This is a genomic window from Rhizobium sp. WYCCWR 11152, assembly GCF_013087615.1.
Lineage (GTDB): Bacteria > Pseudomonadota > Alphaproteobacteria > Rhizobiales > Rhizobiaceae > Rhizobium > Rhizobium indicum.
In genome coordinates, this window is record NZ_JABFCP010000002.1 from 248770 (window position 1) to 275214 (window position 26445).

General features: G+C 61.3%; 21 protein-coding genes. 7 read left to right on the plus strand and 14 right to left on the minus strand.

Annotated elements, in window-relative coordinates:
• The first annotated feature begins 229 nt into the window (after positions 1–229).
• Positions 230–790 carry a DUF3299 domain-containing protein gene (locus G9X67_RS01475; RefSeq protein WP_138331166.1) on the plus strand — a complete coding sequence of 187 codons (561 nt, stop codon included), beginning with the start codon at positions 230–232 and terminating at the stop codon, positions 788–790.
• Between the two features lie 155 nt (positions 791–945).
• Here the strand turns inward: G9X67_RS01475 and katG are convergent, their stop codons facing one another.
• Positions 946–3135 carry a catalase/peroxidase HPI gene (gene katG / locus G9X67_RS01480; protein WP_138330778.1) on the minus strand — a complete coding sequence of 730 codons (2190 nt, stop codon included), beginning with the start codon at positions 3133–3135 and terminating at the stop codon, positions 946–948.
• Between the two features lie 143 nt (positions 3136–3278).
• Between katG and G9X67_RS01485 the strand changes: the two genes are divergently transcribed.
• The gene (locus tag G9X67_RS01485) at positions 3279–4193 is read left to right on the plus strand and encodes a hydrogen peroxide-inducible genes activator (RefSeq protein WP_011649133.1); all 915 of its coding nucleotides are present in this window, start codon (positions 3279–3281) and stop codon (positions 4191–4193) included.
• A gap of 21 nt (positions 4194–4214) precedes the next feature.
• On the opposite strand, the gene panB is transcribed toward G9X67_RS01485, so the two are convergent.
• Both panB and panC read right to left on the minus strand, forming a co-directional pair.
• Positions 4215–5036, minus strand: a complete 822-nt coding sequence (gene panB / locus G9X67_RS01490) for a 3-methyl-2-oxobutanoate hydroxymethyltransferase (RefSeq protein WP_138390416.1) — start codon at positions 5034–5036, stop codon at positions 4215–4217.
• A complete protein-coding gene (panC, locus tag G9X67_RS01495; protein ID WP_171597835.1) occupies positions 5033–5944 on the minus strand; it encodes a pantoate--beta-alanine ligase in 912 nt (303 codons plus the stop codon). The genes panB and panC overlap by 4 nt, the downstream gene beginning before the upstream one ends.
• A gap of 277 nt (positions 5945–6221) precedes the next feature.
• Here panC and G9X67_RS01500 point away from each other — a divergent pair, with 277 nt between their 5' ends.
• The gene (locus G9X67_RS01500; RefSeq protein ID WP_138330775.1) at positions 6222–6707 is read left to right on the plus strand and encodes a ProQ/FINO family protein; all 486 of its coding nucleotides are present in this window, start codon (positions 6222–6224) and stop codon (positions 6705–6707) included.
• Between the two features lie 154 nt (positions 6708–6861).
• On the opposite strand, the gene ugpC is transcribed toward G9X67_RS01500, so the two are convergent.
• From ugpC to G9X67_RS01530, 6 genes are all read right to left on the minus strand, one after another.
• Positions 6862–7923, minus strand: coding sequence for a sn-glycerol-3-phosphate ABC transporter ATP-binding protein UgpC (gene ugpC / locus G9X67_RS01505; protein WP_138390414.1), 1062 nt, complete (start codon positions 7921–7923; stop codon positions 6862–6864).
• Positions 7924–7945: 22 nt separating this feature from the next.
• A complete protein-coding gene (locus tag G9X67_RS01510) occupies positions 7946–8800 on the minus strand; it encodes a sugar phosphate isomerase/epimerase (RefSeq protein ID WP_138330773.1) in 855 nt (284 codons plus the stop codon).
• Positions 8801–8845: 45 nt separating this feature from the next.
• A complete protein-coding gene (locus G9X67_RS01515) occupies positions 8846–10084 on the minus strand; it encodes an ROK family transcriptional regulator (protein WP_138390412.1) in 1239 nt (412 codons plus the stop codon).
• A 38-nt stretch (positions 10085–10122) separates the two neighbouring features.
• Positions 10123–10965, minus strand: a complete 843-nt coding sequence (locus G9X67_RS01520) for a carbohydrate ABC transporter permease (protein ID WP_011649125.1) — start codon at positions 10963–10965, stop codon at positions 10123–10125.
• Positions 10962–11891, minus strand: a complete 930-nt coding sequence (locus G9X67_RS01525) for a sugar ABC transporter permease (protein ID WP_003550501.1) — start codon at positions 11889–11891, stop codon at positions 10962–10964. The genes G9X67_RS01520 and G9X67_RS01525 overlap by 4 nt, the downstream gene beginning before the upstream one ends.
• 70 nt (positions 11892–11961) lie before the next feature.
• Positions 11962–13260, minus strand: a complete 1299-nt coding sequence (locus G9X67_RS01530; protein ID WP_003550504.1) for a hypothetical protein — start codon at positions 13258–13260, stop codon at positions 11962–11964.
• A 369-nt stretch (positions 13261–13629) separates the two neighbouring features.
• Here G9X67_RS01530 and G9X67_RS01535 point away from each other — a divergent pair, with 369 nt between their 5' ends.
• Positions 13630–14676 (plus strand): Gfo/Idh/MocA family oxidoreductase, encoded by a 1047-nt coding sequence (locus G9X67_RS01535; RefSeq protein ID WP_171597836.1) that lies wholly within the window; start codon positions 13630–13632, stop codon positions 14674–14676.
• A 27-nt stretch (positions 14677–14703) separates the two neighbouring features.
• Here the strand turns inward: G9X67_RS01535 and G9X67_RS01540 are convergent, their stop codons facing one another.
• Entirely contained in the window at positions 14704–15843 is a 1140-nt protein-coding gene (locus G9X67_RS01540; protein WP_171597837.1) for an ROK family transcriptional regulator, read from the minus strand.
• Positions 15844–16080: 237 nt separating this feature from the next.
• On the opposite strand from G9X67_RS01540, the gene G9X67_RS01545 reads away from it, so the two are divergent.
• Complete coding sequence (locus tag G9X67_RS01545; protein WP_171597838.1) at positions 16081–19107, plus strand: glycoside hydrolase family 38 C-terminal domain-containing protein; 3027 nt, start codon at positions 16081–16083, stop codon at positions 19105–19107.
• Positions 19108–19176: 69 nt separating this feature from the next.
• On the opposite strand, the gene G9X67_RS01550 is transcribed toward G9X67_RS01545, so the two are convergent.
• Positions 19177–19815, minus strand: coding sequence for a TetR/AcrR family transcriptional regulator (locus G9X67_RS01550; protein WP_171597839.1), 639 nt, complete (start codon positions 19813–19815; stop codon positions 19177–19179).
• Between the two features lie 201 nt (positions 19816–20016).
• Between G9X67_RS01550 and G9X67_RS01555 the strand changes: the two genes are divergently transcribed.
• Entirely contained in the window at positions 20017–22479 is a 2463-nt protein-coding gene (locus tag G9X67_RS01555; protein ID WP_171597840.1) for a glycoside hydrolase family 3 C-terminal domain-containing protein, read from the plus strand.
• 92 nt (positions 22480–22571) lie between these two features.
• Here the strand turns inward: G9X67_RS01555 and G9X67_RS01560 are convergent, their stop codons facing one another.
• The 3 genes from G9X67_RS01560 to G9X67_RS01570 form a co-directional block, all read right to left on the minus strand.
• Complete coding sequence (locus G9X67_RS01560; protein WP_171597841.1) at positions 22572–23108, minus strand: OmpA family protein; 537 nt, start codon at positions 23106–23108, stop codon at positions 22572–22574.
• A gap of 14 nt (positions 23109–23122) precedes the next feature.
• Positions 23123–23797: a L,D-transpeptidase gene (locus G9X67_RS01565; RefSeq protein WP_171597842.1), complete on the minus strand. Its 675-nt coding sequence runs from the start codon at positions 23795–23797 to the stop codon at positions 23123–23125.
• A 136-nt stretch (positions 23798–23933) separates the two neighbouring features.
• Entirely contained in the window at positions 23934–24923 is a 990-nt protein-coding gene (locus tag G9X67_RS01570; RefSeq protein ID WP_246705351.1) for an alpha/beta hydrolase, read from the minus strand.
• A gap of 151 nt (positions 24924–25074) precedes the next feature.
• Between G9X67_RS01570 and G9X67_RS01575 the strand changes: the two genes are divergently transcribed.
• Positions 25075–26124, plus strand: a complete 1050-nt coding sequence (locus G9X67_RS01575; RefSeq protein WP_171597971.1) for an AI-2E family transporter — start codon at positions 25075–25077, stop codon at positions 26122–26124.
• The last annotated feature ends 321 nt before the right edge of the window (positions 26125–26445 follow it).

Below are 26445 nucleotides of genomic sequence, written 5' to 3' on the forward strand. Positions count from 1 at the left end.
GATCCCACGTTCACCCCACGCGGGGTCTCCTGACTGCCAACCACTCGGTCGTCGTTCCCCCGAGCTATGGCCTCCGGTCGAGGGGGGGGGGCCACCGCACACCCTCTCCCTGTTCCCTGCAGAGCCCTGAGTAGTCCGCGCCAGAAGCTTTGACGGCCGAGCGGGATCGAGAGTAGCATCCATGCGGCAGCGGCAAGGTGGTCAAAGCGGCCGGCCCGATGGAGATGCAATGATGAAACACAAACCTTTCCTCCTGACGTTCGCGGCGCTGGCATTTGGTTCCGCATGGCCAATTTCTAACGCCTTCGCTGCCGCGCAGCCTATCTTCTGGAGCGCTTTACGGCCGGCGGATCAGGCCAAAGCGACAGTTCCGCTGTCGGGCAAGGCGGTTAGCGGCCCACAGGGCGAAACACTCGCCTGGCATGGCGAGGAACATCCGATCGAAATGACGGGCTTCGTTCTGCCGATCGATCAGGAAGGCGATCTCGTCTACGAATTCATGCTGGTGCCTTGGGCCGGAGCCTGCAGCCACATGCCTTCCCCTCCGCCCAACCAACTGGTTCGTGTCGTTCCGGAAAAGCCTTTGCACCTGGCAAGAATGTACGAGACCGTCACCGTGACGGGTACCCTGCGGCCCGGCCTGGATCAGGCGCAATTCTTCATGATCGATGGTGACCGCGTCCTCACCTACGGCTACAGCATAAGCCATGCCCAGGTAGCGACAGTAACGGCGACGACCGATCCCGATCTGCTGTCACTTTCGCCTTTCGGCATTCTGCCTCGCCAGTAGAAGGCGCGGGATCTGGTTCTCATTATGAACAATGTCGGGGAATTCCGCCGCGTCGACGATCTGCGTGTCGAGGACTGGTCGGGGCGGTAGGTCCGGTCTCAGATGAAAAAATGCCCGGGCGCAGCCGAAACTGCGCCCAGGCAAAATGCTGCCGATCAGACGAGGTCGAAGCGGTCGGCGTTCATGACCTTGGTCCAGGCGGCGACGAAGTCCCTCACAAACTTCTCCTTGGTATCGGCCTGGCCGTAGACTTCGGCAAAGGCGCGAAGCTGCGAGTGCGAGCCGAAGATCAGGTCGACGCGGGTGCCGGTCCACTTGGCGGCGCCGGTCTTGCGGTCGCGGCCTTCATAGACGCCTTCCTTGCCGGCGAGGGGAACCCACTGCGTGCCCATGTCGAGCAGGTTGACGAAGAAGTCGTTCGTCAACGTCTCGGGACGCGAAGTGAAGACGCCTTGCTCGGGGTCGCCTGCCTTCAGCACGCGCAGGCCGCCGACGAGGACGGTCAGCTCGGGGCCGGTCAGCGTCAAGAGCTGGGCGCGGTCGACGAGTGCTTCTTCCGGCTTCATGAACTGATGGCGTTTGCCGTTCACATAGTTGCGGAAGCCGTCGATGCGCGGCTCGAGTGCTGCGAAGGAATGCGCGTCGGTCTGGGCTTCGGAAGCATCCGTGCGGCCCGGCGTGAAGGGCACGCTGACGGCGTTGCCGCCGGCCGCTGCCGCCTTCTCGACGCCGGCAGCACCAGCGAGAACGATCAAGTCGGCGAGGGAGATCTTCTTAGCCCCGGTCTGGGCAGCATTGAATTCCTTCTGGATGCCTTCGAGAACGCCGAGGACCTTGGCGAGCTGCGTCGGCTGGTTGGCGTCCCAGTCCTTCTGCGGGGCAAGGCGGATGCGCGCGCCGTTGGCGCCGCCGCGCTTGTCGGAGCCGCGGAAGGTCGAGGCCGACGCCCAGGCGGTCGAGACGAGTTCCTGCACCGTGAGGCCGGTGGCGAGAACCTTTTCCTTCAGGTCGGCAATGTCCTTGTCGTCGACAAGCGGGTGGTCGACGGCCGGGATCACATCCTGCCAGATCAGGTCTTCGGCCGGAACTTCCGGGCCGAGGTAGCGCACCTTCGGTCCCATGTCGCGGTGGGTCAGCTTGAACCAGGCGCGGGCGAAAGCGTCGGCGAACTGGTCGGGATTTTCGAGGAAGCGGCGCGAGATCTTCTCGTAGACCGGATCGAAACGCAGCGCGAGATCGCTGGTCAGCATGGTCGGCAGGTGCCTCTTCGAGGCGTCGTAGGCATCTGGAATGGAGGCTTCGGCGTTCTTGGCCTGCCACTGATGAGCGCCGCCCGGGCTCTTCGTCAGCTCCCATTCGAAAGCGAACAGGTTTTCGAAGAAGTAGTTGCTCCACTGGGTCGGCGTCTGGGTCCAGGTCACTTCGAGGCCGCTGCCGATGGCATCGCGACCGACGCCGGTGTTGAACTTGCTGGTCCAGCCCAGGCCCTGAGCTTCAAGCTCGCCGCCTTCGGGGTCGACACCGACAAACGACGGATCGCCAGCGCCATGGGTCTTGCCGAAGGTATGACCGCCGGCGATCAGCGCCACGGTTTCTTCGTCGTTCATCGCCATACGGGCGAATGTTTCACGGATGTCGCGGGCGGATGCCAGCGGATCCGGAGTGCCGTTCGGGCCTTCCGGGTTAACATAGATAAGGCCCATCTGCACGGCGCCAAGCGGCTCTGCCAGTTCGCGTTCGCCACTGTAGCGTTCGTCACCCAGCCAGGTTCCCTCAGGACCCCAGTAGAGTTCTTCCGGCTCCCAGACGTCGGCGCGGCCGCCGGCGAAACCGAAGGTCTTGAAACCCATGGATTCGAGCGCGACGTTGCCGGTGAGGATCAACAGGTCAGCCCAGGAGATCCTGTTGCCGTATTTCTGCTTGATCGGCCACAGCAGGCGGCGGGCCTTGTCGAGATTCACGTTGTCAGGCCAGCTGTTGAGCGGCGCAAAACGCTGCTGGCCGGCCCCGGCGCCGCCGCGGCCATCGGTGATGCGGTAAGTGCCGGCGCTGTGCCAGGCCATGCGGATGAACAGGCCGCCATAGTGACCGAAATCGGCCGGCCACCAATCCTGCGAATCCGTCATCAACGCGTGAAGATCCTTCTTCAGGCCGTCGAGATCAAGCTTCTTGAATTCCTCCGCATAGTCGAAGGCTTGGCCGAGGGGGTCGGCGCGGCCGGAATTGTGGTGAAGAATCTGCACGTTCAACTGGTCCGGCCACCAGTCGCGGTTGGATCGACTGCTGCGAGGCGTATTGCCGTGTGGCACAGGACATTTGCCTGCGCTGTCAGTGGGGTTGTCCATGATCGTCTCCTTCATTGCTTGATCTGTCTGCGCGTAAAAAAGATGAGCCGAGCTGGCGCCCCACTCTCCCCTTGCAGTCTTCATATCGGAAGCATGTAATAAATTTAAGTTGGATTTACTGATCGTTGCGATAAGCTGAGGTTATGAAGAACCTTACCCTGAAACAGCTACGTTATTTTGAAGCACTGGCAAGAGATGGCCGGTTCCGACGCGCTGCCGACGCCTGCGCGATCTCCCAGCCGGCATTGTCAATGCAGATCAAAGAACTTGAGCAGGAGTTGGGCGGCGAGCTTTTCGAGCGCAACGCGCGTGAGGTGAAGCTGACCGCTTTCGGCCAGACCGTCGCTCTCAGGATCCGCGATATCCTGCGTGGCGTGGACGAACTGGCGGACCTGGCGCGCGCCGCGCGCGATCCTTTCCTGACGCGGCTGCGCATCGGCATCATCCCGACGATTGCGCCCTATCTGTTGCCGGCGATCATCAACGATCTGAACAGGAGCTTTGCCGGCATTCAGATCGAGGTGCGCGAAACGCAGACGTCGAAGCTGGTTCACGAGCTGGCGCAAGGTCAGCTGGACACGGCAATCGTTGCCTTGCCCGTGTCCGAACCCTCCCTGGCAGAACTCGAGCTCTTCAAGGAAGAGTTCGTGCTGGTTCGGCGGCCCGAAGACGAGGGCAAGCCGGTGCCCGAACGCGAGGCGCTGCGCGAAATGCGGTTGCTGCTGCTCGAGGAAGGTCACTGCTTTCGCGATCAGGCCCTGTCGTTCTGCAAGATAGGGCAGGCCCGTCCCCGGGAAGTCATGGAAGGCAGCTCTTTATCCACCCTGGTTCAGATGGTCAGCGCCGGGATCGGCATTACTTTGATCCCGGAGATGGCCGTTCCCCTCGAAACGCGCTCGGCGCATGTCTCGATCTCCCGTTTTCAGTCTCCGCAGCCGTCGCGAACGATCGGCATGATCTGGCGCAATTCGACGCCGATGGCCAAACAGCTCCAGCAGGTTTCCGAGGCGGTTCGCCGGTCGGCCGACAGCATGCGCGAACAGTATGCCGCCCGGTGATGGACCTGACATCGCCTTGCCTCAGGATCGCCGTTTGAACGTATGCTCCGCTGCCGGAAACTGTCGCGATCGGACCTCGTCGGCATAAGCGCCAGCGGCGGCCGAAATCCTTTTGCCGAGTTCGTCGTAGCGCTTGACGAAGCGCGGGGTGAAATCGTTGAAGAGCCCCAGAATGTCGTCGGAAACCAGAACCTGACCGTCGCAGGCGGAAGAAGCGCCGATACCGATGGTCGGGACGTGCATGGCGGACGTCACCTCCCGGGCGAGCGGCTCTACCGTGCCCTCGATGACGACGGCAAAGGCGCCTGAGCCGCCAACGGCGTGGGCATCGCGGCGGATCTTCGACGTCTCGTGTTCGGAATGGCCGACAGATCGATAACCGCCTGCGGTTTGGACCTGCTGCGGCATCAGGCCGATATGGCCCATAACCGGGACCCCCCGCTTCGTCAGAAAGGCGATGGTCTCGGCCATCTCCTCGCCGCCCTCCAGCTTGACGGCATCACAGCCGGTTTCCTGCAGGATGCGCACAGCGTTGCGGAAGGCGATCTCCTTGGATTCCTGATAGCTGCCGAACGGCATGTCGACGACGACGCAGGCCTTGCCGACGCCGCGCATCACCGCCTTGCCGTGCGCGATCATCATGTCGAGCGTCACGCCGATGGTGGACTCCATGCCGTAGAGCACCATGCCGAGCGAATCCCCGACCAGCAGGAGGTCGCAATGCTCATCGAGTAGCCGCGCCATGGGCGTCGTATAGGCGGTCAGGCAGACGATCGGCTTGCCGCCCTTCATGGCTGAGATGCGCGGTGGCGTAATGCGCTTCTGAATTCCGGCCGCGCTCATCTGGTCACTCCCTTTCCCGGCAAGCTCTGCCCGCCGATCACCCTTTTGTTCCCGACAACTCGATTGTTACTGACGACCCTGTTGTCGAGCAGCCGTGTCGAGCCGACCCGAACGAAGAGCGCCACGACGACAGGCTCTGCGATCGATGTGACCGGCTGCAGCGTTGCGGCATCCCTGACGGCGACGACCTCGGGCTTTGCCAGAGGCTCGCGATTGAGAAATGCCGTGAGCTTTGCCTCGAGTTCCACCGGATCGGCCAGGCCGCCGGCGACCAGCCGCTCTGCCTCGTCAAGGGTCTGAGGGACGATCACCGCGGCATGCCGCTCCGCCTCGCTGAGATAGACGTTGCGCGACGACAATGCGAGGCCGTCGCTGTCCCTGACCGTCGGCACCGATATCACGCGCACCGGCACGGCCAGATCGTCCACCATGCGCTTGATGATGACGACCTGCTGGTAATCCTTCTCTCCGAAATAGGCGGTTTGCGGCTGCACGATGTTGAAAAGCTTGCAGACGACAGTGGCGACGCCGGCAAAATGCCCGGGCCGTACCGCCCCTTCGAGTTCGCGCCCGAGATCGGGAACGTCGACGACAGCAAGCATCGGGCGGGGATACATGTCCTCGACGCCAGGCGAAAAAAGGAAATTGACGCCGGCTTGCCTCAGCATGGCGGCGTCGCGTTCCAGATCGCGCGGATATTTGCTGAGATCTTCCGCCGGGCCGAATTGCAGCGGATTGACGAAAATCGAGACGACGACGATGTCGTTCTCGGCGCGGGCGCGCGCGACCAGTTCCATATGACCGGCATGGAGATAGCCCATCGTCGGAACAAGGCCGACCGTCCGCCCCTGCCGCCTCAGCGCGTCGAGCGTGTGGCGCAGCTCGTCAATGCTCGAGAAAACCCGCATATATCCTCCCCTGCCGGTCACTCCATCTTGGGCGCGGATAAGAAGTGTAATCGATGCGGCAGGTCAATGCATATTCCTCGATAAAAACGATTAGATGAAAAGCCAGCCGACGACACCGGACCATATCAGCCCCCGGGGAACGGCTTTTCGCCACTTGGCCGCTGTTTGCGCGTTTCACCTGCTTGCAGTGGAACCGACGATATGCGACTTCCGTTACTCGCCCTGTCCGTCAAGATACCATCACAGTCGATCGCTATGGACGTTACATGGAGGACGCATGGACAAGCCCTGGAAGATCAGCCGCGGACCGATTGCTGCAACCGAGCTCGACGTGGAGAAGGCAAACGCGATCAATGTGCTGTTGATCCGGCCGGTCGGCGTCCTTCCGGCCAAGGCGGGAGATCCTGTCCTTCCTTTTGCCGTCGGCCTTTTCAATGAACTCCGTCCGCTCCTGAAGCCCGATGCCGGCGTCACCGCGCTCAGGCGAGCGACCGCGGCCTATGTCCACTGCCGGCGCTACTATTTCGCCAGCGCCCAACCCGATTCTATGCGCCATAGTCTTGACGGTGAACCTGTCGAACCACTGTCGTCCGAAGACCGGCTGGTCGCGCAAAAACGCTTTCTGAGCCTCAAGCAGACCACCGGCAAGACAGACGCGCCCGAGCAGACAGCGCCGGTCCCCGCTCCCCTGTTGAGCAAAAGCGAACAGATCCGCGCAGCCCTCCTCGGCAAAAAAGGAACGCCGCCAGCTAGAGCGGGATGACATCAGCGTCTCGCTTGCAGTCATTGCGTGGTCTTGGTCGTGCGACCGTCATTCACAAGGGCGACGTAGTCGCTCTCTGAGCTTGGCCGCATCGGGGGCGCGGAAAACGCGCCCCCGGCCGGCGCCGGCCGAAGGGGAGGGGCAATCGGCCGGGTCAGTTCAACGGGGCTTCGCCTGAGGTGATCCGCTGCTCGTCTCCGGCAAACAGATGAACCGCATCGTGGATTGGCGCGATCCTCAGCACCTCGCCGGGGGTTGCCCTGATCCGTTCCCTGAAGACGCAAGTCAAGGTCTGCGTTCCCAGCCGGACGATGACCAGCGTTTCCGAACCCGTCGGCTCGACGACCACCGTCGTCACCTCGATGCCGCCCGGGTCCAACCGGATATGTTCGGGACGAATGCCGTAGATCACGGCTTCAGGCGGACGGCGCTCGCTCGGCAGGAGCAGGCCGTCGGCGGTTCGAAACCCGTCTTCCGTCATGTTGCCGCTGATGAAATTCATCGCCGGGGAGCCGATGAAGCCGGCGACGAAGAGGTTGTTCGGACGATCGTACAATTCCAGCGGCGAACCCGACTGCTCGATCAGTCCGTCCTTCATGACGACAATCTTGTCGGCCATGGTCATGGCTTCGATCTGGTCATGGGTGACATAGATGGTCGTCGTCTGCAGCCGTTGATGCAGTTCCTTGATCTCCGAGCGCATCTGCACCCTGAGCTTGGCGTCGAGGTTCGACAGGGGCTCGTCGAAGAGGAAGACGGCCGGGTCGCGCACGATTGCCCGCCCCATCGCCACACGCTGTCTCTGGCCGCCCGACAGTTGCTTGGGATATCTCTCCAGGAGACTTTCGAGACCGAGGATCTTCGCGGCGTTGCCGACCCGCTGATCGATCTCCGTCCTCGGCATCCGTTTCAGCCGCAGCGAAAAGCCCATGTTCTTGGCAACGGTCATATGCGGGTAGAGCGCATAATTCTGGAACACCATGGCGATGTCCCGGTCCTTGGGGGCAAGCTCGTTGACGATATGCTTGCCGATCTGGATCTGCCCCGAAGTGATGCCCTCAAGGCCCGCAATCATCCTCAAGAGCGTGGATTTGCCGCAGCCCGAAGGGCCGACCAGAACGACGAACTCGCCGTCGCCGATATCGACCGAGACGCCTTTGATGGCTTTGAACGCGCCGTAATCCTTGCGCGCATTGTTGACCGAAACATGGGCCATTACCGTCCTCCCGAAATCGCTGTCAAAGTCCGCTCAGGACATTTCTCAAATAATCGAGGCCGAGGCGCTCGCCGTCTTTGCGCGCGGCCAAGTCCTTGCCCGGCCAGCCATAGGCGGCATCCTCGTGTTCGATCGACAGCGTGCCGTCGAAGCCAGCCCCGCGGGCCTGGCGCAGAAACCTCGGCCAATCGATGAGGCCGAGCCCCGGCAGCTTGTATTGCCACCAGCCCTTGCCGTGATAGCCGACAGCCTGCAGGTTCTCCGGATCGATTGCCGTGTCCTTGGCATGAAGGATGGCGATGCGATCCTTCACCGCCTCCATCGCCTGATAGGGATCGACGCCGATGCGAACGAGGTGCGAGGGATCAAATTCCAGCCCGAAACGAGGATCCCTGATCCGCTGAAAAAGCTCCTGCCACCCTCTTGGTGTCGTTCCGATGAAATTGTCCTTCGGACCCGGCCAGTTCTCGATTGCAAACGTCAGGCCGTAGGGCTCCGTCTGCGCGATCAGCCCGTTGGCGAAATCGGCGAAGTCATCATAATTGGCTTCGTCGCTTGCGGTGTCGTCCCGGCCCGGGAAGATCACGAAGATCGGGACGCCCGCTTGCCCGATCGCGCCGGCGAATTCGGCGGTCGTTTCGCGAAGTGCCGTTCGTTTTGCCCGGTCAGCATCGAGCTGATTGCCGAAATAGGTGATCGACGACACGAAGAGGTCGCGGCTACGCGCGAGCGCGACGGCGGCCTCCACCCGATCCGGCGTCTTGATATGACCGCCGACATCGATCTCGATGGCGTCGAACCCGGCCGACGCGGCGAAATCAACCACTTCCTCCAGGGGGCGATCGTTGAATGTCGAAGTGTAAAAGCCGATCTTCATCAAAATCCTCCGATCTTCACCAAATCCCTGGGCCATGCGGCCGTTTCAACTGTTCAGGCGATCCATGTTCTTGAGTGGCGAACGTGTGCGTTGAGCAGCGTCCGCCGATGCGAGCATGAGGGCTGCTGCCATCGGCATGGCCGCTGCTCCCATGGCAGAGGCATCCTCTCCGAGCGAGGCGCGATGAAGCGAAGGAAGGTTGGTGTCCTCGGCATCGAGATGCTCATGCACGTAGCGCAGCAATTCGTCGACGATGCGGATCGGCAATCTGCCGCCGACAAGGACGGCGTCTGGGTCGACGACCATGCCGATATGCTTGACGGCGACAGCCAGATGCGCGCTCATTTCCTTCAGCCATTGCGACACGAGGCGCCTGCCATGCGCATCCAGCGTCAGGAGATCGTGCGGAACACTCACCTCGACGCCGTGTTGCGCAAGGAAATCATAGAGGAAGAACAGCGAGAATATCTCGCCGAGAAGCTGGACCTTATGGGCCTTCCCATCCCGGCCGTCGGCGATCGGCAGCCAGCCGATTTCGCCGCTGAGGCCCATGGCGCCACGATGACCGTTGCCGTCGAGCACGAGGCCGCCGCCCGGGCATGGATTGATGGCGATGTAGAAGAAGCTGCTGCTTTCAGCACCCAGTCCATAATCGAGTTCGGCAAGGGCTGCGGCATTGGCTTCGTTTTCGATGAAGACGGGATGCTGCGTGAGATTCTCCAGTGCGGCGCGCACATCGAATGCCGTCCATTCCTGATAGGCCTTGGGCTTGCCGAGGAGCGAAATCTCGCCAAGCCAATCCGGCATCGCCAGACCGATGCCGGCGAGACGCGCGTCGTCGATGAGCCGGCTGCGCTGGAAATGCGAAATCGCATCGGCCGTGAGCTGCAGGAACTCCGCCGGCAGAATGAAGCGTTTCTCGTGGTGTACGCGGGCGCGGACATTGCCGACCGCATCGACGGCCAGGATCGTCAGATGGTCGCGATCAATGTTGATGCCGATGGCAAAACAGGCATCCGGATTGATTTCGAGTTCGATCGCCGGCTGGCCTCTCAGCCCATGCCGCCGGCGGGCTTCCATGATCAGGCCCTCGTCCAGCAGGCGATCGACGATCCGGGCGATCGCCGGTTTGGTAAAACCCGTCCGCCTAGCGATTTCAGCCCGCGAAATCGGCGCCTGACGGTGAATGCAGCGCAGGACGACGGCCCTGTTGTGCTCACCTGCATCTTCGACATTGGCGCCCGTCAGATCCGGGGACAGCCTGGCGCCGAGTGTCTGGTTCATGCTCGAAATCCTTCCTTGCGCATCGCCTGAACCGCTCGTCATCCCTTGACGGCGCCGCTGGTCATCGCACCGAGGATCAGCCGCTGGAGCGACAGAAAGGCGACGATCGCCGGAACGACCGCAATCAGGCAGGCGGCGGCAAGCAGTTGGATGGACGAGTCGGTCTGCATGCCGCGGAAGTTAAAGATCCCGACGCCGATCGGCATCAGATCATTTTTCGTGAGCAACAGAAAAGGCACCAGAAATTGCGACCAGCCGGCAATCACCGTGATGATGAAGACGGAGGCGATGCCCGGCGCCGATAATGGCAGAATGATGCGCCAGAAGACCGAAAATCGATTGCAGCCATCGATCATCGCCGCTTCGTCGAGGCTGCGCGGGATGCCGTCGACCGAACTCTTCAGAAGCCAGGTCGCCAGCGGAACACCAAGCGCGATATAGACCATGACGACGGCAAAATGCGTATCCAGCAGGCCGAGGCGGTTCATGTAGCGGTAGAGAGGCACCATGATGACAAGCGGCGAGATCATCTGGAAAAGCAGCAGCCCCATCATCGACAGGCCCTTGCCCCGGAACTGAAAGCGGGAAAAAGCGTATGCCGCGGGCAGTGCGACGATCAGGACGCCCAGTCCGCTAAGGGCGGCAAGCTTGAGGCCGTTCCAGAGATAGATCGGAAAATAGCTGTTGTTCAAAACGGTGATGAAATTGTCGATGGTGGGATTGTTTGGAATATATCTCGCCGCGCCGCGATAGATCTCGCGCTTGTCACGCATCGCCATCGACAGGAGATAGGTGAGGGGGCCGGCGAAGAATACGAACATTACCAGCATGAACAGATAGCTCATGGCATCGCCGAGCCGCGTTCCGGTCCGTCCGCTCATTGCTCTTCCTCCTTCGGCAGGAACGACGCATAGATAAAGGCGAGCCCGAGGCTGATGATCAGCATGAGCACGGAGAGCACGCTGCCGCCGGACAGGTCGTAGTTTCTAAAGACGATATTGAAGACGTAGAGCGAGATGACCTCGGTCGCACGCCCCGGACCACCGCCCGTCAGCGTGATGATCGCATCGAAAGTATTCACCGTCTGGATCGTAATGAGGATCATGTTGACGAGGATTGCCGCGCGCAGTTGCGGAAGCGTGACGAAGAAAAACTGCTGCGATGCCGTCGCACCGTCGACCTCCGCCGCTTCATAGAGCGAGGGATCGATCGACTTCAGCGCCGCATACATGACGACCATCGAAAATGCCGTGCCGCGCCATATGTTGGAGATAAGGGTAGACCACGGTGCGATTGCGGGGTCCGAGAGCCAGGCGACAACAGGCATGTGCATCAACCTGAGAATGCTGTTCAACGCACCATAAGGCGCTTCGGAAAAGAGCATCTGCCAGATGATGCCGCCGGCAATTCCGGGAACAACCCAGGCAACCAGCGCCGTCGTCCTCAAAATGGTGGTGCCGAACAGGCCGCGCTTTTCGCCGCGGATAACCACGACGGCGACCGCAAGGCCTAAAATCTGCTGACCGATAACGCTGCCGCCGACAAAGATCAGGGTCGCCCATAAAATGTCGGGTAGCTGCGGCGAGCTCAACGCATTGGTGATCGACCCCAGCGTATAATCCTGATTGTCGCCGATCAGCGTGGCATTGGTGAATGAAAGCCTGAAAACGTCGATGACGGGGTAAAGGTAGAAGATGCCGATGACGACGATCACGGGCATGATCCAGGGCAGGGGCGCACCGGCGAAACGGCGCATGAACGTTCTGCTTTGAGGCGGGCTGTCAGCCTCGATGGCAATGGGGCTCATTGGCTTCTCTGTGCGGGGTTTCGCAATGTCGACGGCGCCTGGCGGGCAGGCGCCGTCACGGTCGGAAGCACTAGAGACGCTTGTAGGCCTCCAGCGCCGCATTGAAGGCGGCATTCAAGGCGTCTTCCGGCTTTTTGGTCCCCGAGAGCACGTCGCCCATCATGATCTGGATCTGGTTGGAGATTTCAGGATAGATCGGCACACCCGGGCGTGCCTGTCCATCGACCAGAGCCGCGGCGAAGGTCTTGTTGGCTTCGGTGGAGAAGACCTCATATTTGTCGAACAGCGACTTCCTGGTCGGCAACTGCTGCTGCAGCGCGTTTGCCGGCCCCATATAGACCTCGCGTGCGAGGTTGGCGCACATCTCGATCTTGTCCTTGTCCTTGCTGAAGGATGCGATCGTCCAGCCGCCGGTGCCGGTCGAACGCTCATCGGCGCTGGGGCCGGGGATCGGCGAGAAGGTCCAGTTGTTGAACTCGTCCTCGTCGAGCGTGGCCTTCAGCTGCGCATATTGCCAGTTGCCGCCGATGAAGAGCGCCGTCGTCGCCGCTGCCGCCGCGGCATTCATATCGTCGTAATTCGCGATCGTGCTGACGCGCTTGGGCGCGGCACCCGAATCGACGAGATCCTTGAAATAATTCAGCGCCTTCAGGAATTTCTCCTTGTTCTCGCCTTCGCCGAATACCGGCTTGCCTGAGTCGTCGACGAGCTTGCCGCCCAGCGCCCAATAATTCGCGAGCCAGTCGAACGTCGTCCCTTCCCAGCGCCCGCCGTTGAAGAGAACGCCTTCCATGCCTTCCTTGGTGGAGGCGAGCGCGGCCGTTTTCAGGTCGTCCCATGTCTGGGGCGCATCCGCAACGATCGACTTGTTGCGGTAGAGCACACGAAGGTCCGTATCCCACCACCAGGCGCGGACCGTCTGATCCTTATCCGTGATGCCGCTGCGGATGAAGGGGAACAGGTCATCCACTTCCTCCTTCGAAAAATACGGCGTGAAGTCCGCAAGAACTTTATTGACCATGAACTGCGAGAGGACGAAGGAGTCGACGGCAGCGCAGTCAGGCGCGTTGCCGGCCTTGGCCTGCTCCAGCATCTTGGCCTGTTCGGTGCCGATGTCCGAGGACATGAATTGCATCTGCAATTTCCAGTCCGGATGCTTCTTGATGAAATCGACGAACAGCTTCTGATAGCCCTCGGCGATCGCCGGATCGGAATTGTTGGGACTATCGTTCGTCAGACGGACGACGAGGGATTTCGGCGCATCGGCAAGGCCGATCCTGTCCTTCGTGGCAAGTTCCTGGGCAAATGAAACGGATGCTGAAAATAACATGGTGCTCAGCGCAAATGCGCTGACGGTGGCGCTCTTCATGATGGGTCTCCTCCCCATTTTGAACGGATACAGCCTGGCGGTCAGTTGACCTCTCCTCATTTCCGTGCTGCATTAATTAGATTAAGTTACTTTGATTTGATGTCAAGCCACAGCTTGGAAGGCCAGACCTGGGAGGTTGAGATGCTGGCGACAATCAACAGCAGCTAGCGCACAGTTCCGGAAAATCGAGATCGATTTCCGGAAAAGAACATGCGCCGTGAAAGTGATGGAGCGTCCCGCGGCACGCGCGGCACATCCACCGCAATTTTCCTGAAGAAGAGCACGAGGCAATCGCGGATGGCTGCGATGGCGCGAGTGCGGTTTTGCCCGGCTGAACTGCCGCGGGAAGTTAATTCCATGGAGGATAAGATGCGTCTACTCATTCTCGGTACCGGCGGAATGGCCAACCAGCATGCCGCCAGCTTCAAGGCGATCGAAGGCGTCAGTGTCGTGGGCGGCGTCGATGTCGTCCCGGAAAGGCTCGCGGCCTTTTGCACCGAACATGGCATCGCCAATCATTTCACGACCCTCGAGGATGCTCTCGCCTGGGGCGAGTTCGACGCAGTGGCAAACGTCACGCCGGACCGCGTTCACCACCCGACGACGCTGCAGGCCATTGCCGCCGGCAAGCATGTCTTTTGCGAAAAGCCGCTCGCCACCGATGCCGTCAAGGCCATGGAGATGACCGAGGCCATCGAGCGATCGGGCAAGGTCGGCATGGTCAATTTCACCTATCGCAATTCGCCTGCCCTTCAGAAAGGCCGGCAGATGGTGCTCGCCGGCGAAATCGGGGAGATCAGGCACGTCGAGGCCTCCCACCTGCAAAGCTGGCTGGTCGGCCGCCACTGGGGCGACTGGAAAACCGAAAGCAAATGGCTGTGGCGGCTGAGCAAGAAACACGGATCCAACGGCGCGCTCGGCGATATCGGAATTCACATCGTCGATTTCGCATCATACGGTTCCGGGCTCGACGTTGCTCATGTCTTCGCCCGGCTGAAGACCTTCGACAAGGCGCCGGGACACAAGATCGGCGAGTATGATCTCGATGCGAATGACAGTTTTACGATGAATGTCGATTTCTTCGGCGGGGCGATCGGGACGATCCAGGCGACGCGCACGGCGGCCGGACAGATGGATCAGCTGCGCCTCAGGGTCTATGGCGAAACCGGCTCGATCGAGATGATCTACGACACCGGAAAATCGACGCTACGCGCCTGTCTTGGAGAAGACGTGCACACGGCGACCTGGCGCGACGTCCCCTTCGATCCGGTCGAGACGAACTACCAGCGTTTCGTCCAGGCCGTGCGGGCGGGCAGGACCCAGGAACCCTCGTTCCGGCGGGCGACCAATATCCAGAAAGTCCTGGACAAGGCGCTGGCCTCCGATCTCAGCCACGCCGATGAAGCGCTCGGCTGAGTCGCGCCAAAGCGGCTGGTTGGACCATCAGGCCGAAGCCGGCGGCAGCAGCAAAGTGTTGAGGAAGGGCAGGAGTGCCGCACCGAGCGCAACGCCGCCGCCGCTGAAACTCGCGGGTTTCATCGGCGAAATCCAGGGCGTCAGCAATGGTCTGGTCGAGGTGTCGCGCCGCTCGATGGAAAGCTGATGGATCAGCGCTTCGATCACGGCCTGCGGCAGATCGCTGCCGATCATAACGACGCTCGGCGCGAGGAAACCGGCCATGGCGATGATCGGGTCGAGCAGATGGCCTGCGGCTTCCCGTATCCATTGCGACAGTAACGGCGAGGAGATTTCCTCCCCTTGCAGCAGACGGGTGAAGTCCCGATCGCCGATCCGTGATCGCAAGGACTCGAAACCGACGACGGTATTGAGCTGGACATTGTCGGGACCGGTCAGCATTTCGCCGATGCTGCCTGCCCGGCCATGCACGCCGGAATAGGGAATACCGCGAATGAGAAAGCCGGCCTGAACGTCGTCGTCGATGATGATCATCGCAAGTCCGCCTTCCCTGCCGGAGCTGCCGATCGTGCGCTCGGCGAGAAGGCTCGCCGTGCACTCGTTCTCGACATAGGGACGCGCGATCGTCGACATCGCGGCGATCTGATCGCTTTGATCGTCCGTCCAGTCGTTGGCGGCGATGCCGAGCCCGATGATCGGCAATGTCGCGTGGCGATCGACCATATCCCTGACGGCCGCATGCACCAGGCCGACTTTGTCAGCGGGGTCCAGCTCGATATAGACCCGGTCATGGACCTGGCCACTCAGATCGATGAGCACGGCCTCGCCACGCCTTTGGCGAAGCTTGACGCCGATCGAGAAAGCACCTTCCGGGCGCAAGGCAAACTCGGTAGCGGTGGCCCCTCCGCCGAGGCCATTGCGACGGTTGGAGGTGACAAGCTTTTCCTCGGCCAGCCGCCGCAGAATATTGGTGATGCCGGGCCCGGTCAGGCCGCAATGCCGGCCGAGTTCCATCCGCGTCAGCGGGCCATGGCGGCGGATGGCTTCCAGAATGACGCGAATGTTTCGATCGGCGATTTCGCCGGACCGCAGACCCACTGTTTTGGCGCGTGGGGCGCCTGTGTCCTGGGTTTGAAGCCGACGCGGCCCTGATCGAAGATACCGCATAGTCGCCGTCCTTAGAGCTATACGACGCTTTTGTAACACGCCTTCGTCTGCCGCAATGAATTTCTTACGGACTTGACGCCAAATCAAAGTTACTTAATCTAAGGGCATCGGGACTGTTGGAGGAGCGGGACCGGGCAAGTCGCGATGTCGGTCGCGCCATCTCCCCCAAAACCATGACCGCGGCCCTAAAAGCTTGACGACAAAATTGTCAGCCGTCGATTTTAAACAGGATAAGCCATGCCTCTGACCATTGCCCAGCGCCTTGATCGTCTGAAAGTTCGCATTGCCGAGCTCGCTCATTGGCGGGATCGACAAAGTGCTGCGATCGATGGCTGGACCTTCGAGGACGAACCGATCGCGCATCACCAGGATTGGCCGCACCGCCAGGGGGTGGTGCATTTTGCCGCGACCGCTGAAGCGCCGGAGGCGTGGCCTCTCGGCGATATTCGCCTGCAGCTCGACCTCGGCGGCGAGAGCCTGATTACGCTCAGCTACCCCGACGGCGAGACGGAAACATTCGGTCTCGATCCCTACCATCAGGAATTCCCGCTGAAGGGCCGCCGCTTTTCGATCGCAACGGAAACCGTCGCCCGGTTTCCATTCGGCGAGCCCAATCGCGCTCCACGGCTCAACAAGGCTCGATTTATCTGGCTCGATGGTCCAGCTCACCGCCTGCATCTTCTGTTAAAGCAGGTTGCCGAGGCAATCGATGTGCTGGGCGAGCATGAAGTCGTGCCGCACCTGATGGATGCCGCCGAGCACGCGTTGCGCAGTCTCGACTGGCCGTCGGATACGGCGGCCTATATCTCCCGCACATCAAGCGCTGTCATGCAGCAGAAGATCTGGGAACTGCCGGAGCTCGAGGCTAATCCGGCAGGCCTTACGGAGGAGCAGAGCGCTTCGGCAGCCACAGCCTTCGAGGCTCTGACGGCGAAGTTGAAGGAGCTGCAGAAGCGCTTCCCGCCGAATGGAGAATTGCTGCTGACGGGCCATGCGCATATCGATCTCGCCTGGCTTTGGCCCTATCGCGAGACGCGGCGGAAAATGCGGCGCACCTTCAATACAGCGCTGTCATTGATGGAGCGCTCCGACGATTTCCGCTTCAATCAATCGACCGCCCATTATTACGCGCAGATGGAAGAGGAAGACCCGGAGCTTCTCGAGCGCATCAAGCAGAAGGTCGCGGATGGAAAGTGGGAAACCGTCGGCGGCATGTGGGTGGAGCCCGACACGAACATGCCGACCGGCGAAAGTCTCGCCCGTCAGGTTCTCTATGGCCAGCGTTATTTCGAAAAGACCTTCGGCACGCGCCATACGGTCTGCTGGCTGCCCGATTGCTTTGGCTTTTCAGGCGCGCTGCCGCAAATCTTGAGGCAGGGCGGCATCGACAGCTTCTTCACAATCAAGGTCAATTGGAGCGAGACCAACCATATTCCATCCGATCTCTTCTGGTGGAAGGGTCTCGACGGCAGCCGGGTGCTGACCCACACGTTCGACAATCCGATGCAGGGTTATAACGGCTTCGTGCAAGCCGATTGCTACGTGCCGACATGGAAGAATTTCCGCGGCAAGACACAGCACGATACCTCGCTGCTGGCCGTCGGATATGGCGACGGCGGCGGCGGCGTCACGCCCGAGATGGTCGAGCGCGAGGTGCAGCTGCGCGATTTCCCGGCGATCCCGCAGGCACGCTGGGGCACCGTCAAAAGCTATTACGAACAAGCGCACCGCACCGCAGGCGAAAAGAACCTTCCGGTATGGGATGGCGAAATCTATCTCGAACTGCACCGCGCCACGCTGACGTCGCAAAGCGGCGTCAAGCGCAAGCATCGCCAGGCCGAACGCGCGCTGATCACCGCCGAAACCATCGCTTCGCTGGCGCATATGCTCGGAGCAGACGGGCCCCGAAGCCTCGAAGCGGATTGGCGCGTGGTGCTGAAGAACGAATTTCACGACATTCTGCCGGGCTCGAGCATCCGTGAAGTTTATCAGGATGCCGAGCAGGAACTGGGCGGCGTCATCGAACGTGCTGGAACCGAACAGGCAAATGCCTTGCAAGCGCTGTCGGCCAAGCTGCCGAAAGGCGGGGTTGGCGATGCCCTCGTCGTCGTCAATCCGTCTCTTGCGGCCAGACCGCTCAGCGCAACGCTCTCCGACGGCACGGTCGTCGCGGCCGCCGATCTCGTCGCGCCCTTGTCCGTCGCGGTCTTCGACAAGGGCTCGCTCAAGCCGGCGGGCGGGCTGAAGGCAGGCCCCGAGCGTCTCGAAAACGAGCACCTCTCGGTCTCCATCGGCAGGGACGGGGCGGTTTCGAGCCTCCTTCACAAGGCAACGGGCCGGGAAGCGGTCGACGGCTCGGCAAATCAGCTCTGGGTCTATCCGGCCGACAAGCCGCGCAACTGGGACGCCTGGGACATCGATGCGGATTATGCCGAAAAGGCCGTCCGCCTCGATACGCCTGATAGTATCACCCTCGTTGAAGACGGCCCGCACCGCGCGGCGATCCGCGTCGTTTACCGCTACCGGAATTCGAGCGTCACGCAGACCTATGTGCTGACGGCCAACGCCAGGCGGCTCGACATCGAAACGACGATCGACTGGCATGATCGCCGCACGCTGCTGCGAACCCTGAACCCGGTCGCCGCGCAGGCCCGCAAGGCGACCTTCGAATGCGCCTTCGGCGTCGTCGAACGGGCAACGCACACGAATACGTCCTGGGAGCAGGCGATGTTCGAGGCCGTCGCGCACCGCTTCGTCGATATCAGCGAGCCGGATTTCGGGGTCGCGCTGCTCAACAATGCCAAATACGGCCATAGCGCCCGCGGCAATGTGATCGGCATGAGCCTCGTACGCGGGCCGATCTATCCGGATCCGTTGGCCGACGAAGGGGAGCAGAGCTTCACCTATGCACTGATGCCGCATGAAGGCGCCTGGCATGAAGGCGGCGTTCTCGACGAGGCGATCGATCTCAATCAGCCGCTCGTCTCGGCTCAATTCAGCGGCCTCTCCGCCGGCATTTTTGCGCCGCTTGCGGTCACCGGCATCCCTGTCGCGTTCTCAGGCCTGAAGCCGGCGGAAGAGGGCGACGGCCTCATCCTGCGCCTTTACGAACCGGCCGGCCGGCGCGGCAGGCTCGCCCTCAACTTGCCTTCCGGATGGGCAGCATCGCAGCCGCTGAACATTCTCGAAGAGCCGATGGAGCGAAAGGGACCTGCCGACATCATGCCGTTCGAAGTCAGGACCTGGAAGCTGCAGAATGGCTGATGCCATGTCTTGGCAGATGGTTCTCTTTCGTTTCGGTGCCCCGGAATGATCCGCGGCACTCAACCAAGCTCAGCCCTCTAACCCAAGGCTCGCCAGCAGGCGGCTGACATAGGCTTCCAACCCGCCGACCATATCGAAGCGGGTGGGATCGCGCAGCCAGAGCATCTGAAGGCCGTCCATCACCGCGATCAGCTCGGCCGCCATCGCCCTGCCATCGATTTTGCCGTCGATCGAGCCATCGGCGACGGCCTGTTCGAAGGTCGCGGCGATGTCATTCTGCAGCTGAGTGGCGCGATCGAGAAACCAGGCCTTGGCCGGGTGATCCTTCATCAGGCTCTCGGCATTCAGGATGGCGAAGGCCCTGATGACCTCGATCATTTCGGCGTTGCGGCGGAAGACCTCGACCGTGCCTTTGAGCAAGCCGCGGAGATCGGAACGATGGGGGTCGATGAAGCTTTCGCTTTCGAGATCGCGCTTGTCCAGAATGGCGAGCAGCAGATCGACCTTGGTCGGGAAATGGTGCAGCAGGCCGGGCAGCGACAGGCCGACGTCGCGGGCCACATCGCCGATGGCGGCATTCTGGTAGCCGTCTTCGGCAAAGCGCCGCATCGCAGCCGTCAGGATCTCCGCACGGCGCGCTTCGCCCTTGCGGGATCTGCGCCGTCGCTTTTCGTCCTGTCCGGTCTTCGATTCAGAAAACTCTGCCATCGTCTCTTCCGCCTGCCTCTTTCTCCCGCCCTCCATCCATACATCACGGCTCGGCAGTTGACATCTTAAAAATACCGAGTAATCGGTAGGTTTAAGAACTGTCTGGCGCGTGGAGAAGTTGATGCCGCCGCCGGATGAATTGCCCGGGCATGCTCGGCCAGCACTTCGCAATGCCCGAATTCCATTGAAGGGGAGGTTTGCATGATCGATTCCATTCTCGACAAGATGACGCTCGAGGAGCAGGTCTCCCTGCTGTCCGGCGCCGATTTCTGGACGACGGTTCCCGTCGAGCGTCTTGACGTGCCGAAGATCAAGGTGACGGACGGACCGAATGGCGCCCGCGGCGCGGGTTCGCTGGTCGGCGGCGTCAAGGCGACCTGCTTTCCTGTCGCCATCGCGCTCGGCGCCACCTGGAATCCCGATCTCGTCGAGCGCATGGGTGTGGCGCTTGCCTGCCAGGCGAAGAGCAAGGGGGCCGCGGTGCTGCTCGCGCCCACAGTGAATATTCATCGTTCCGGGCTCAACGGGCGAAATTTCGAATGTTATTCCGAGGATCCGATGCTGACCGCGGAACTGGCCGTCGCCTATATCAAGGGCGTGCAGAGCCAGGGGATCGCCGCGACGATCAAGCACTTCGCCGGCAACGAATCCGAGATCGAGCGGCAGACCATGTCTTCCGATATCGACGAGCGGACACTGCGCGAAATCTACCTTCCCCCCTTCGAACAGGCTGTCAGGCGCGCCGGCGTGATGGCCGTCATGTCCTCCTATAACCGCCTCAACGGCACCTATACGAGCGAGCATGAGTGGCTGCTGACCAAGGTGCTGCGCGAGGAATGGGGATTCGACGGGATCGTCATGTCCGACTGGTTTGGTTCGCATTCGACGGCCGAGACGATCGATGCCGGTCTTGATCTCGAAATGCCCGGCCCGGCGCGCGATCGCGGCGAGAAGCTGGTTGCGGCCGTGCGCGAGGGCAGGGTCGAAGCGGCAACGGTGCGGGCGGCGGCGCGGCGGATCCTGCTGCTGCTCGAGCGGGTCGGTGCCTTCGAGAAGAGGCCCGACCTCACCGAGCGGGCAGTCGACCTGCCGGAAGACCGGGCGCTGATCCGGCGTCTCGGCTCAGAGGGAGCAGTCCTTTTGAAGAACGACGGCATCCTGCCGCTTGCCAAGACGTCGCTCGACCGGATCGCCGTCATCGGACCCAACGCCGCGAGCGCGCGTGTGATGGGCGGCGGCAGCGCGCAGATCGCGGCGCATTACACGGTCAGCCCGCTCGAAGGGATTCGAGCCGCCCTTTCCAATGCCAACAGCGTCAGCCACGCCGTCGGCTGCCGCCACAACCGTCTGATCGAGGTGGCCAAGGGAAAGATCACCGTCGAATATTTCAAGGGGCGTGGTTGCCAGGGCACTCCGCTTCATGTCGAAACCGTCGACAAGGGTGAGTTCTTCTGGTTCGAGCTGCCGTCGGCCGAGCTCGACCCAACCGATTTCTCGGCACGGATGACGATGCAATTCGTGCCGGAGGAGAGCGGCGATCATGTCTTCGGCATGACCAATGCTGGACTGGCGCGGCTCTTCGTCGACGGCAGGCTCACGGTCGACGGCCATGATGGCTGGACACGCGGCGAGAATTATTTCGGCACCGCCAATGACGAACAGCGCGGCACGGTGGCGCTCGATCCGAGCCGAGCCCATGCCGTCACCGTGGAATATGACCCACCGGTGGCAAACGGGGAGGGGATCAACCTCACGGCCATTCGGTTCGGCGTCGAAAAGCCCTTGGGCGAGGCCGATATGCAGGGCGCCGTCGAGACGGCGCTGAATGCCGATGTGGCGCTTCTCTTCGTCGGCCGCGACGGCGAATGGGATACCGAAGGCTTGGACCTGCCCGACATGCGGCTTCCGGGTCGGCAGGAGGAACTGATCGAGCGGGTCGCGGCGGTCAACGCCAACACCGTCGTCGTGCTGCAGACCGGCGGCCCGGTGGAAATGCCCTGGCTCGGCAAGGTTCGCGCCGTGCTGCAGATCTGGTATCCCGGGCAGGAGCTGGGCAATGCCGTTGCCGATGTCCTGTTCGGCGATGTCGAGCCCGGTGGGCGCCTGCCGCAGACATTTCCGAAGGGGATTGCCGACAATTCCGCGATAACAGGTGATCCAGCCGTCTATCCGGGTAAGGATGGGCATGTGCGCTATGCCGAAGGCGTGTTCGTCGGCTATCGTCATCACGATACGCGCGCTGTCGAACCGCTCTTCCCCTTCGGTTTCGGCCTTGGCTATACACGCTTCAGCTGGGGCGAGGCGCGGCTCTCAGCAAGCGAAATGGGTGCCGAAGGCGTGACGATCAGCGTCGATCTGACCAATATCGGCGACCGGGCCGGATCGGAACTGGTCCAGCTCTATGTGCGCTCGCCAAAATCCAAGGTGGAGCGGCCGGAGAAGGAATTGCGCGCCTTCGCAAAGCTTTCGCTGCTCCCCGGCGAGACCGGGACGGCCGTAATGACGATCCTGCCGCGCGATCTCGCTTATTTCGACATCGAGTCCGGTGCCTTCCGCGCCGAATCGGGCAATTACCAGCTGATCGTGGCGGCGAATGCCGCGGATATCAGGTTCGTCATCGATCTGCCGTCACCACTCGAATATGTACAACCACCTTCGTATTAAACGCAGGCTGGCGAGATCCATGTCGTATTCGAGTGAGCCCGGCCGATAGCGCTTGGCGCGTCTGCGCCAATCGCTGAGTGGTTCGAGCTGGATCAGACCGCGTCGGGCTGAGTGCGCAGATTGGTGACGACGCGCCGGTTCTGCACCTTGCAGGAGCGCTCCGTGCAGTCGCGGACTTCGCGGTCGTTGCCGTAGCCCTTGGCCCACATGCGCCTGGCGTCCACGCCCTTCGAGGCGAGATAGGCCATCGCCGCATCGGCGCGCTTCTGCGACAGCGTCTCCATGCTGGATGCGGAGCCGGAGTCGTCGGCAAATCCCTGCAGTTTGAGCAGCCAGGAGGGGTTCCTGTTGAGCCAGGCGGCTTGGTTATCCAGGGTTGCCATGGCGACGGAATCGAGTGTTGCGGAGTCCTGCTTGAAGTAGATCCGCCGGCCGACATTGAGGATGAAATCCTCTTCGCTGCCCATCGCGACGTTTTCGAAACCGGGCGCGGGATCGTTGGTCTGGCCGGTCATCGGCGCCGCAGCAGGTTCTTCCACGGAGGCGATATCGGTGGTGCTGCAGGAGGCGAGCGCCAAGAGCATGGCTGCGGCGGCAAGGCGCCTCATGTATCCGGTCGGAGCAGACATCAAGTTGATATTCCTTATTCGACCGGGGTTGCTTGGCTGACCTGCGCCGCACTTTCAGCCTGGTCGGCAATATGCGGCAGAACCTGCACCGCGGTGCCGATCGGGCAACGCTGGTAAAGATCGATGGCGTCTTCATTGAACATGCGGATACAGCCGCTGGAGGCATCCTTGCCGATGCTCCACGGCTCCAGCGTGCCGTGGAAGCGATAGCCGGTGTCGACGCCGTCGCGATGCAGGTACATGGCGCGGGGACCGAGCGGATTTTTCGGTGAGCCTCCCGCCACGAATTCGGGCAGTTCGGGATGGCGCTTGCGCATCTCCGGCGGCGGCGTCCAGCGCGGCCACAGCGATTTGCTGTCAATCGTGGCGCGGCCAAACCATTTGAAGCCCTCGCGGCCGACGCCGACGCCGTAGCGGATGGCCGTCTTGTTCTCCATGATCACGTAGAGGAAATGGTGCCTCGTATCGACGACAACGGTGCCGATCGGCTCGCTGCTGAAATATTTGACGACCTGGCGGTGCCACTTCTTGTCGATCTTGGCGAACTTGGTTCTTCGGAACGTCACGCCATTGTCGACGATGGTGCCGTCGAAAAAGGAAGACGCCGCGGCAAATACCGGTTTCTGCACTGCACCGGCGCCAAGTAACGCCAATCCACCAAGCACAATATTTCTGCGTGTCCACGGCATCGGCAGTATCCCCCTTAAAGCCAAGCAGCGAAGCGTCAGTAAATCAGATTTTTCATTTGCGACAACAGAAAAATCATCTCCTCCCTCAAGGCGGAGATCGGGTCACGGGCCTCCTGTGTCTGGTATTGCCCCATCGCTACTCTGGAATGCCGCGGCGCTTCGAGTTAAGGGCCGGGCATTCATCTCCTCTGAAGATCGGCATGTACTTTTTGCGAGATGGCGCTTCCGCAACCGCCTGCGAGCCGATGCTCCTCACACGCGGGAGTTCCGTTTCTTGTGCGCATGCCTCCACAAGATCACCAAGCATCCGTCGCGCCACGCCAGGGACCACATGATGGGGCAAATGCCCGACACCTTCCAGCAATCTGACGATCGGCCCCGGATGCTTCCTGCAAAGCCAATCGATATGCCAGTTCGGTGAAATCACGCGGTCCGCCATCCCGAAGAGAACGTGCAGGGGAAGATCGCCAGGCAGATCTGGAAGGCGCTCCATGTCTCGGTTGAAGGCGCGCAACTCGTCTGCCATCGTGCGGATGGTAATGGGATTGACCACGTGAGAGGCCGGCAGGTCCGAGAGATGAGAAGGCAGGGGATTGGGAAAGGAGGACGACCTCAGGCCTCGATCGAGAAAGAATGCGGGCCACCGGCCGATGACGTGCCGGCGGATCAACGGCCCGACCACCGGAGCGACCGCCGATCTAAGCACAATCAACGGCTTCGGCGGCACCGGCCCGCAACATGGAGAGATGAGAAAAAGTCCCCTGACGAGGTCCGGTCTTCTTGCCGCAAGGTGTAGCGCGGCTGCGCTGCCGATCGAGTGCGCGACGATCGTCACCTCCGGCAGGTCAAGAGAGGCGAGAAGGCGTTCAAGCCAGAAGGACTGTCCCTCAGGTCCACGCTCAGCCGGTGCAGGCGGCGCGCTCTGTCCATAGCCAGGCCGGTCGGGTGCAATGATCCGGAAATCGCTGTTGTCGAAGGGAAGCAAAATTTCCTGCGCAAGACTGCCGCAGCCATGCAGGAGGAGGACTGGAATGCCATGTGGGTTGCCACCGTCAAGGATGTGAACATCCTGATCTTCAACGTGAATTGTTGTTCCGAGTGTCGGCTGGACTGGCTTCACTAACATGAGCCGCATAACTAAGATCTGAAGAAGAAGTTCCGGCCGATTGCGGGACGGCGCCTACGGCATCGAGCCGTTAGAGTATGATGGAAGGGAGGCCCAGCGCTGCCGCCTTATCTGTGCTACCATCACCGCGGTCTCGAAGCGGAAAGATCGGATGCTCCTTCAGCGTGTCAGTTTCTATGTGCTTCTGGTCCTCGTGACCATTGCGTTCGTCGCCGTCGTGCTACCGTTCTATTCGGCGATATTCTGGGCAGTCGTCCTCGCTATCATCTTCTTCCCGCTTCACGCCCGTATAGAGGCTCGGCTGGGTGGGCGGGGAAACCTTGCTGCAGCGCTGTATGTGTTGATCTGTCTCTGCGTCGTTATCATTCCCGGGCTGATCGTCCTCAGTTCACTCGTCCAGCAGGGCAACCATCTCTACCAACGTATGGACACTGGCGAGATCGACGTCCGGAGCTTTATTCATAATCTGCAGGAAGCATTGCCCTTGTTCCTCCGCGACTGGCTCCGGAGCATCGAGCTGAACGGCGTCGATACGTTTCAGGACCGCGTCTCCTCGGCATTGATGCAGGGCGGCGGTTTTTTTGCCGGACGCGCCTTGAGCCTCGGTCAGAACACCCTGCGGTTCTTCGTCACCTTCGGCGTGATGCTCTATCTCCTGTTCTTCATGTTCCGGGATGGGCGCGCCCTTGCCCGCGCCATCAGAAGAGCGCTGCCTCTCAGCGATGCCCATACCGTTCGCTTCACCTCCAAATTCACTTCGGTCGTTCACGCGACCGTGCGAGGCAATATTATCATCGCCATCATCCAGGGTTCGATCGGCGGCATCGCCTTCTGGGCCCTCGGCGTCGAGCCAGCCCTGCTGTGGGGCGTACTGATGAGCTTCCTGTCGCTGCTGCCTGCGGTCGGCGCCGCATTGATCTGGGTCCCCACGGCCATTTACCTGGCCCTGGCCGGTTTTTGGGTGAAGGCGATTGTGCTGGTTGCGGTCGGCGCCCTTGTCATCGGTCTTGTCGATAATCTTCTGCGGCCGCGCCTGGTCGGCAGGGAGACCAAGCTTCCCGACTATGTTGTCCTCATTTCCACCATTGGCGGCATTTCTCTCCTAGGCATCAATGGTTTCGTGATCGGGCCGCTGATAGCCGCTCTCTTCATCGCCGCTTGGGGGATATTCGTGGAGGAGGAGGGCACGTCGGATTCCTGACGAAGCGGCCGGTGCATTTAACGGTGGCTTCCGGAACTTTCGTCTCCCTGACTGGTTTGATAGATTCGAGCCATCATCATGTTCAATCGACGCCAACCGTAAGGTCGGTTTTCGGGGCCTATGTTACTATAGTGATCCGAGCAAGCAAGGTGCGGAAAGTGCGCCACGGACTGCCGGCAGAAGTCCAGGCCCTCTGGTCGGATCCTGATAAGCCCGTTGAAGATGGGTCGAGGAGTGACCAGGAGGAGCGGGCATAAACGGAGCCGCCTCCTTTCGGAACGACTCTCACCGCAACGTTTGACGTTCCGCTAACCGCACAAC

Bases quoted from the DNA above. Each gene is read 5' to 3' on its own strand.
- G9X67_RS01475 (WP_138331166.1), top strand. From the start codon at position 230: ATGATGAAACACAAACCTTTCCTCCTGACGTTCGCGGCGCTGGCATTT.
- katG (WP_138330778.1), bottom strand. From the start codon at position 3,135: ATGGACAACCCCACTGACAGCGCAGGCAAATGTCCTGTGCCACACGGC.
- G9X67_RS01485 (WP_011649133.1), top strand. From the start codon at position 3,279: ATGAAGAACCTTACCCTGAAACAGCTACGTTATTTTGAAGCACTGGCA.
- panB (WP_138390416.1), bottom strand. From the start codon at position 5,036: ATGAGCGCGGCCGGAATTCAGAAGCGCATTACGCCACCGCGCATCTCA.
- panC (WP_171597835.1), bottom strand. From the start codon at position 5,944: ATGCGGGTTTTCTCGAGCATTGACGAGCTGCGCCACACGCTCGACGCG.
- G9X67_RS01500 (WP_138330775.1), top strand. From the start codon at position 6,222: ATGGACAAGCCCTGGAAGATCAGCCGCGGACCGATTGCTGCAACCGAG.
- ugpC (WP_138390414.1), bottom strand. From the start codon at position 7,923: ATGGCCCATGTTTCGGTCAACAATGCGCGCAAGGATTACGGCGCGTTC.
- G9X67_RS01510 (WP_138330773.1), bottom strand. From the start codon at position 8,800: ATGAAGATCGGCTTTTACACTTCGACATTCAACGATCGCCCCCTGGAG.
- G9X67_RS01515 (WP_138390412.1), bottom strand. From the start codon at position 10,084: ATGAACCAGACACTCGGCGCCAGGCTGTCCCCGGATCTGACGGGCGCC.
- G9X67_RS01520 (WP_011649125.1), bottom strand. From the start codon at position 10,965: ATGAGCGGACGGACCGGAACGCGGCTCGGCGATGCCATGAGCTATCTG.
- G9X67_RS01525 (WP_003550501.1), bottom strand. From the start codon at position 11,891: ATGAGCCCCATTGCCATCGAGGCTGACAGCCCGCCTCAAAGCAGAACG.
- G9X67_RS01530 (WP_003550504.1), bottom strand. From the start codon at position 13,260: ATGAAGAGCGCCACCGTCAGCGCATTTGCGCTGAGCACCATGTTATTT.
- G9X67_RS01535 (WP_171597836.1), top strand. From the start codon at position 13,630: ATGCGTCTACTCATTCTCGGTACCGGCGGAATGGCCAACCAGCATGCC.
- G9X67_RS01540 (WP_171597837.1), bottom strand. From the start codon at position 15,843: ATGCGGTATCTTCGATCAGGGCCGCGTCGGCTTCAAACCCAGGACACA.
- G9X67_RS01545 (WP_171597838.1), top strand. From the start codon at position 16,081: ATGCCTCTGACCATTGCCCAGCGCCTTGATCGTCTGAAAGTTCGCATT.
- G9X67_RS01550 (WP_171597839.1), bottom strand. From the start codon at position 19,815: ATGGCAGAGTTTTCTGAATCGAAGACCGGACAGGACGAAAAGCGACGG.
- G9X67_RS01555 (WP_171597840.1), top strand. From the start codon at position 20,017: ATGATCGATTCCATTCTCGACAAGATGACGCTCGAGGAGCAGGTCTCC.
- G9X67_RS01560 (WP_171597841.1), bottom strand. From the start codon at position 23,108: ATGTCTGCTCCGACCGGATACATGAGGCGCCTTGCCGCCGCAGCCATG.
- G9X67_RS01565 (WP_171597842.1), bottom strand. From the start codon at position 23,797: ATGCCGTGGACACGCAGAAATATTGTGCTTGGTGGATTGGCGTTACTT.
- G9X67_RS01570 (WP_246705351.1), bottom strand. From the start codon at position 24,923: ATGTTAGTGAAGCCAGTCCAGCCGACACTCGGAACAACAATTCACGTT.
- G9X67_RS01575 (WP_171597971.1), top strand. From the start codon at position 25,075: ATGCTCCTTCAGCGTGTCAGTTTCTATGTGCTTCTGGTCCTCGTGACC.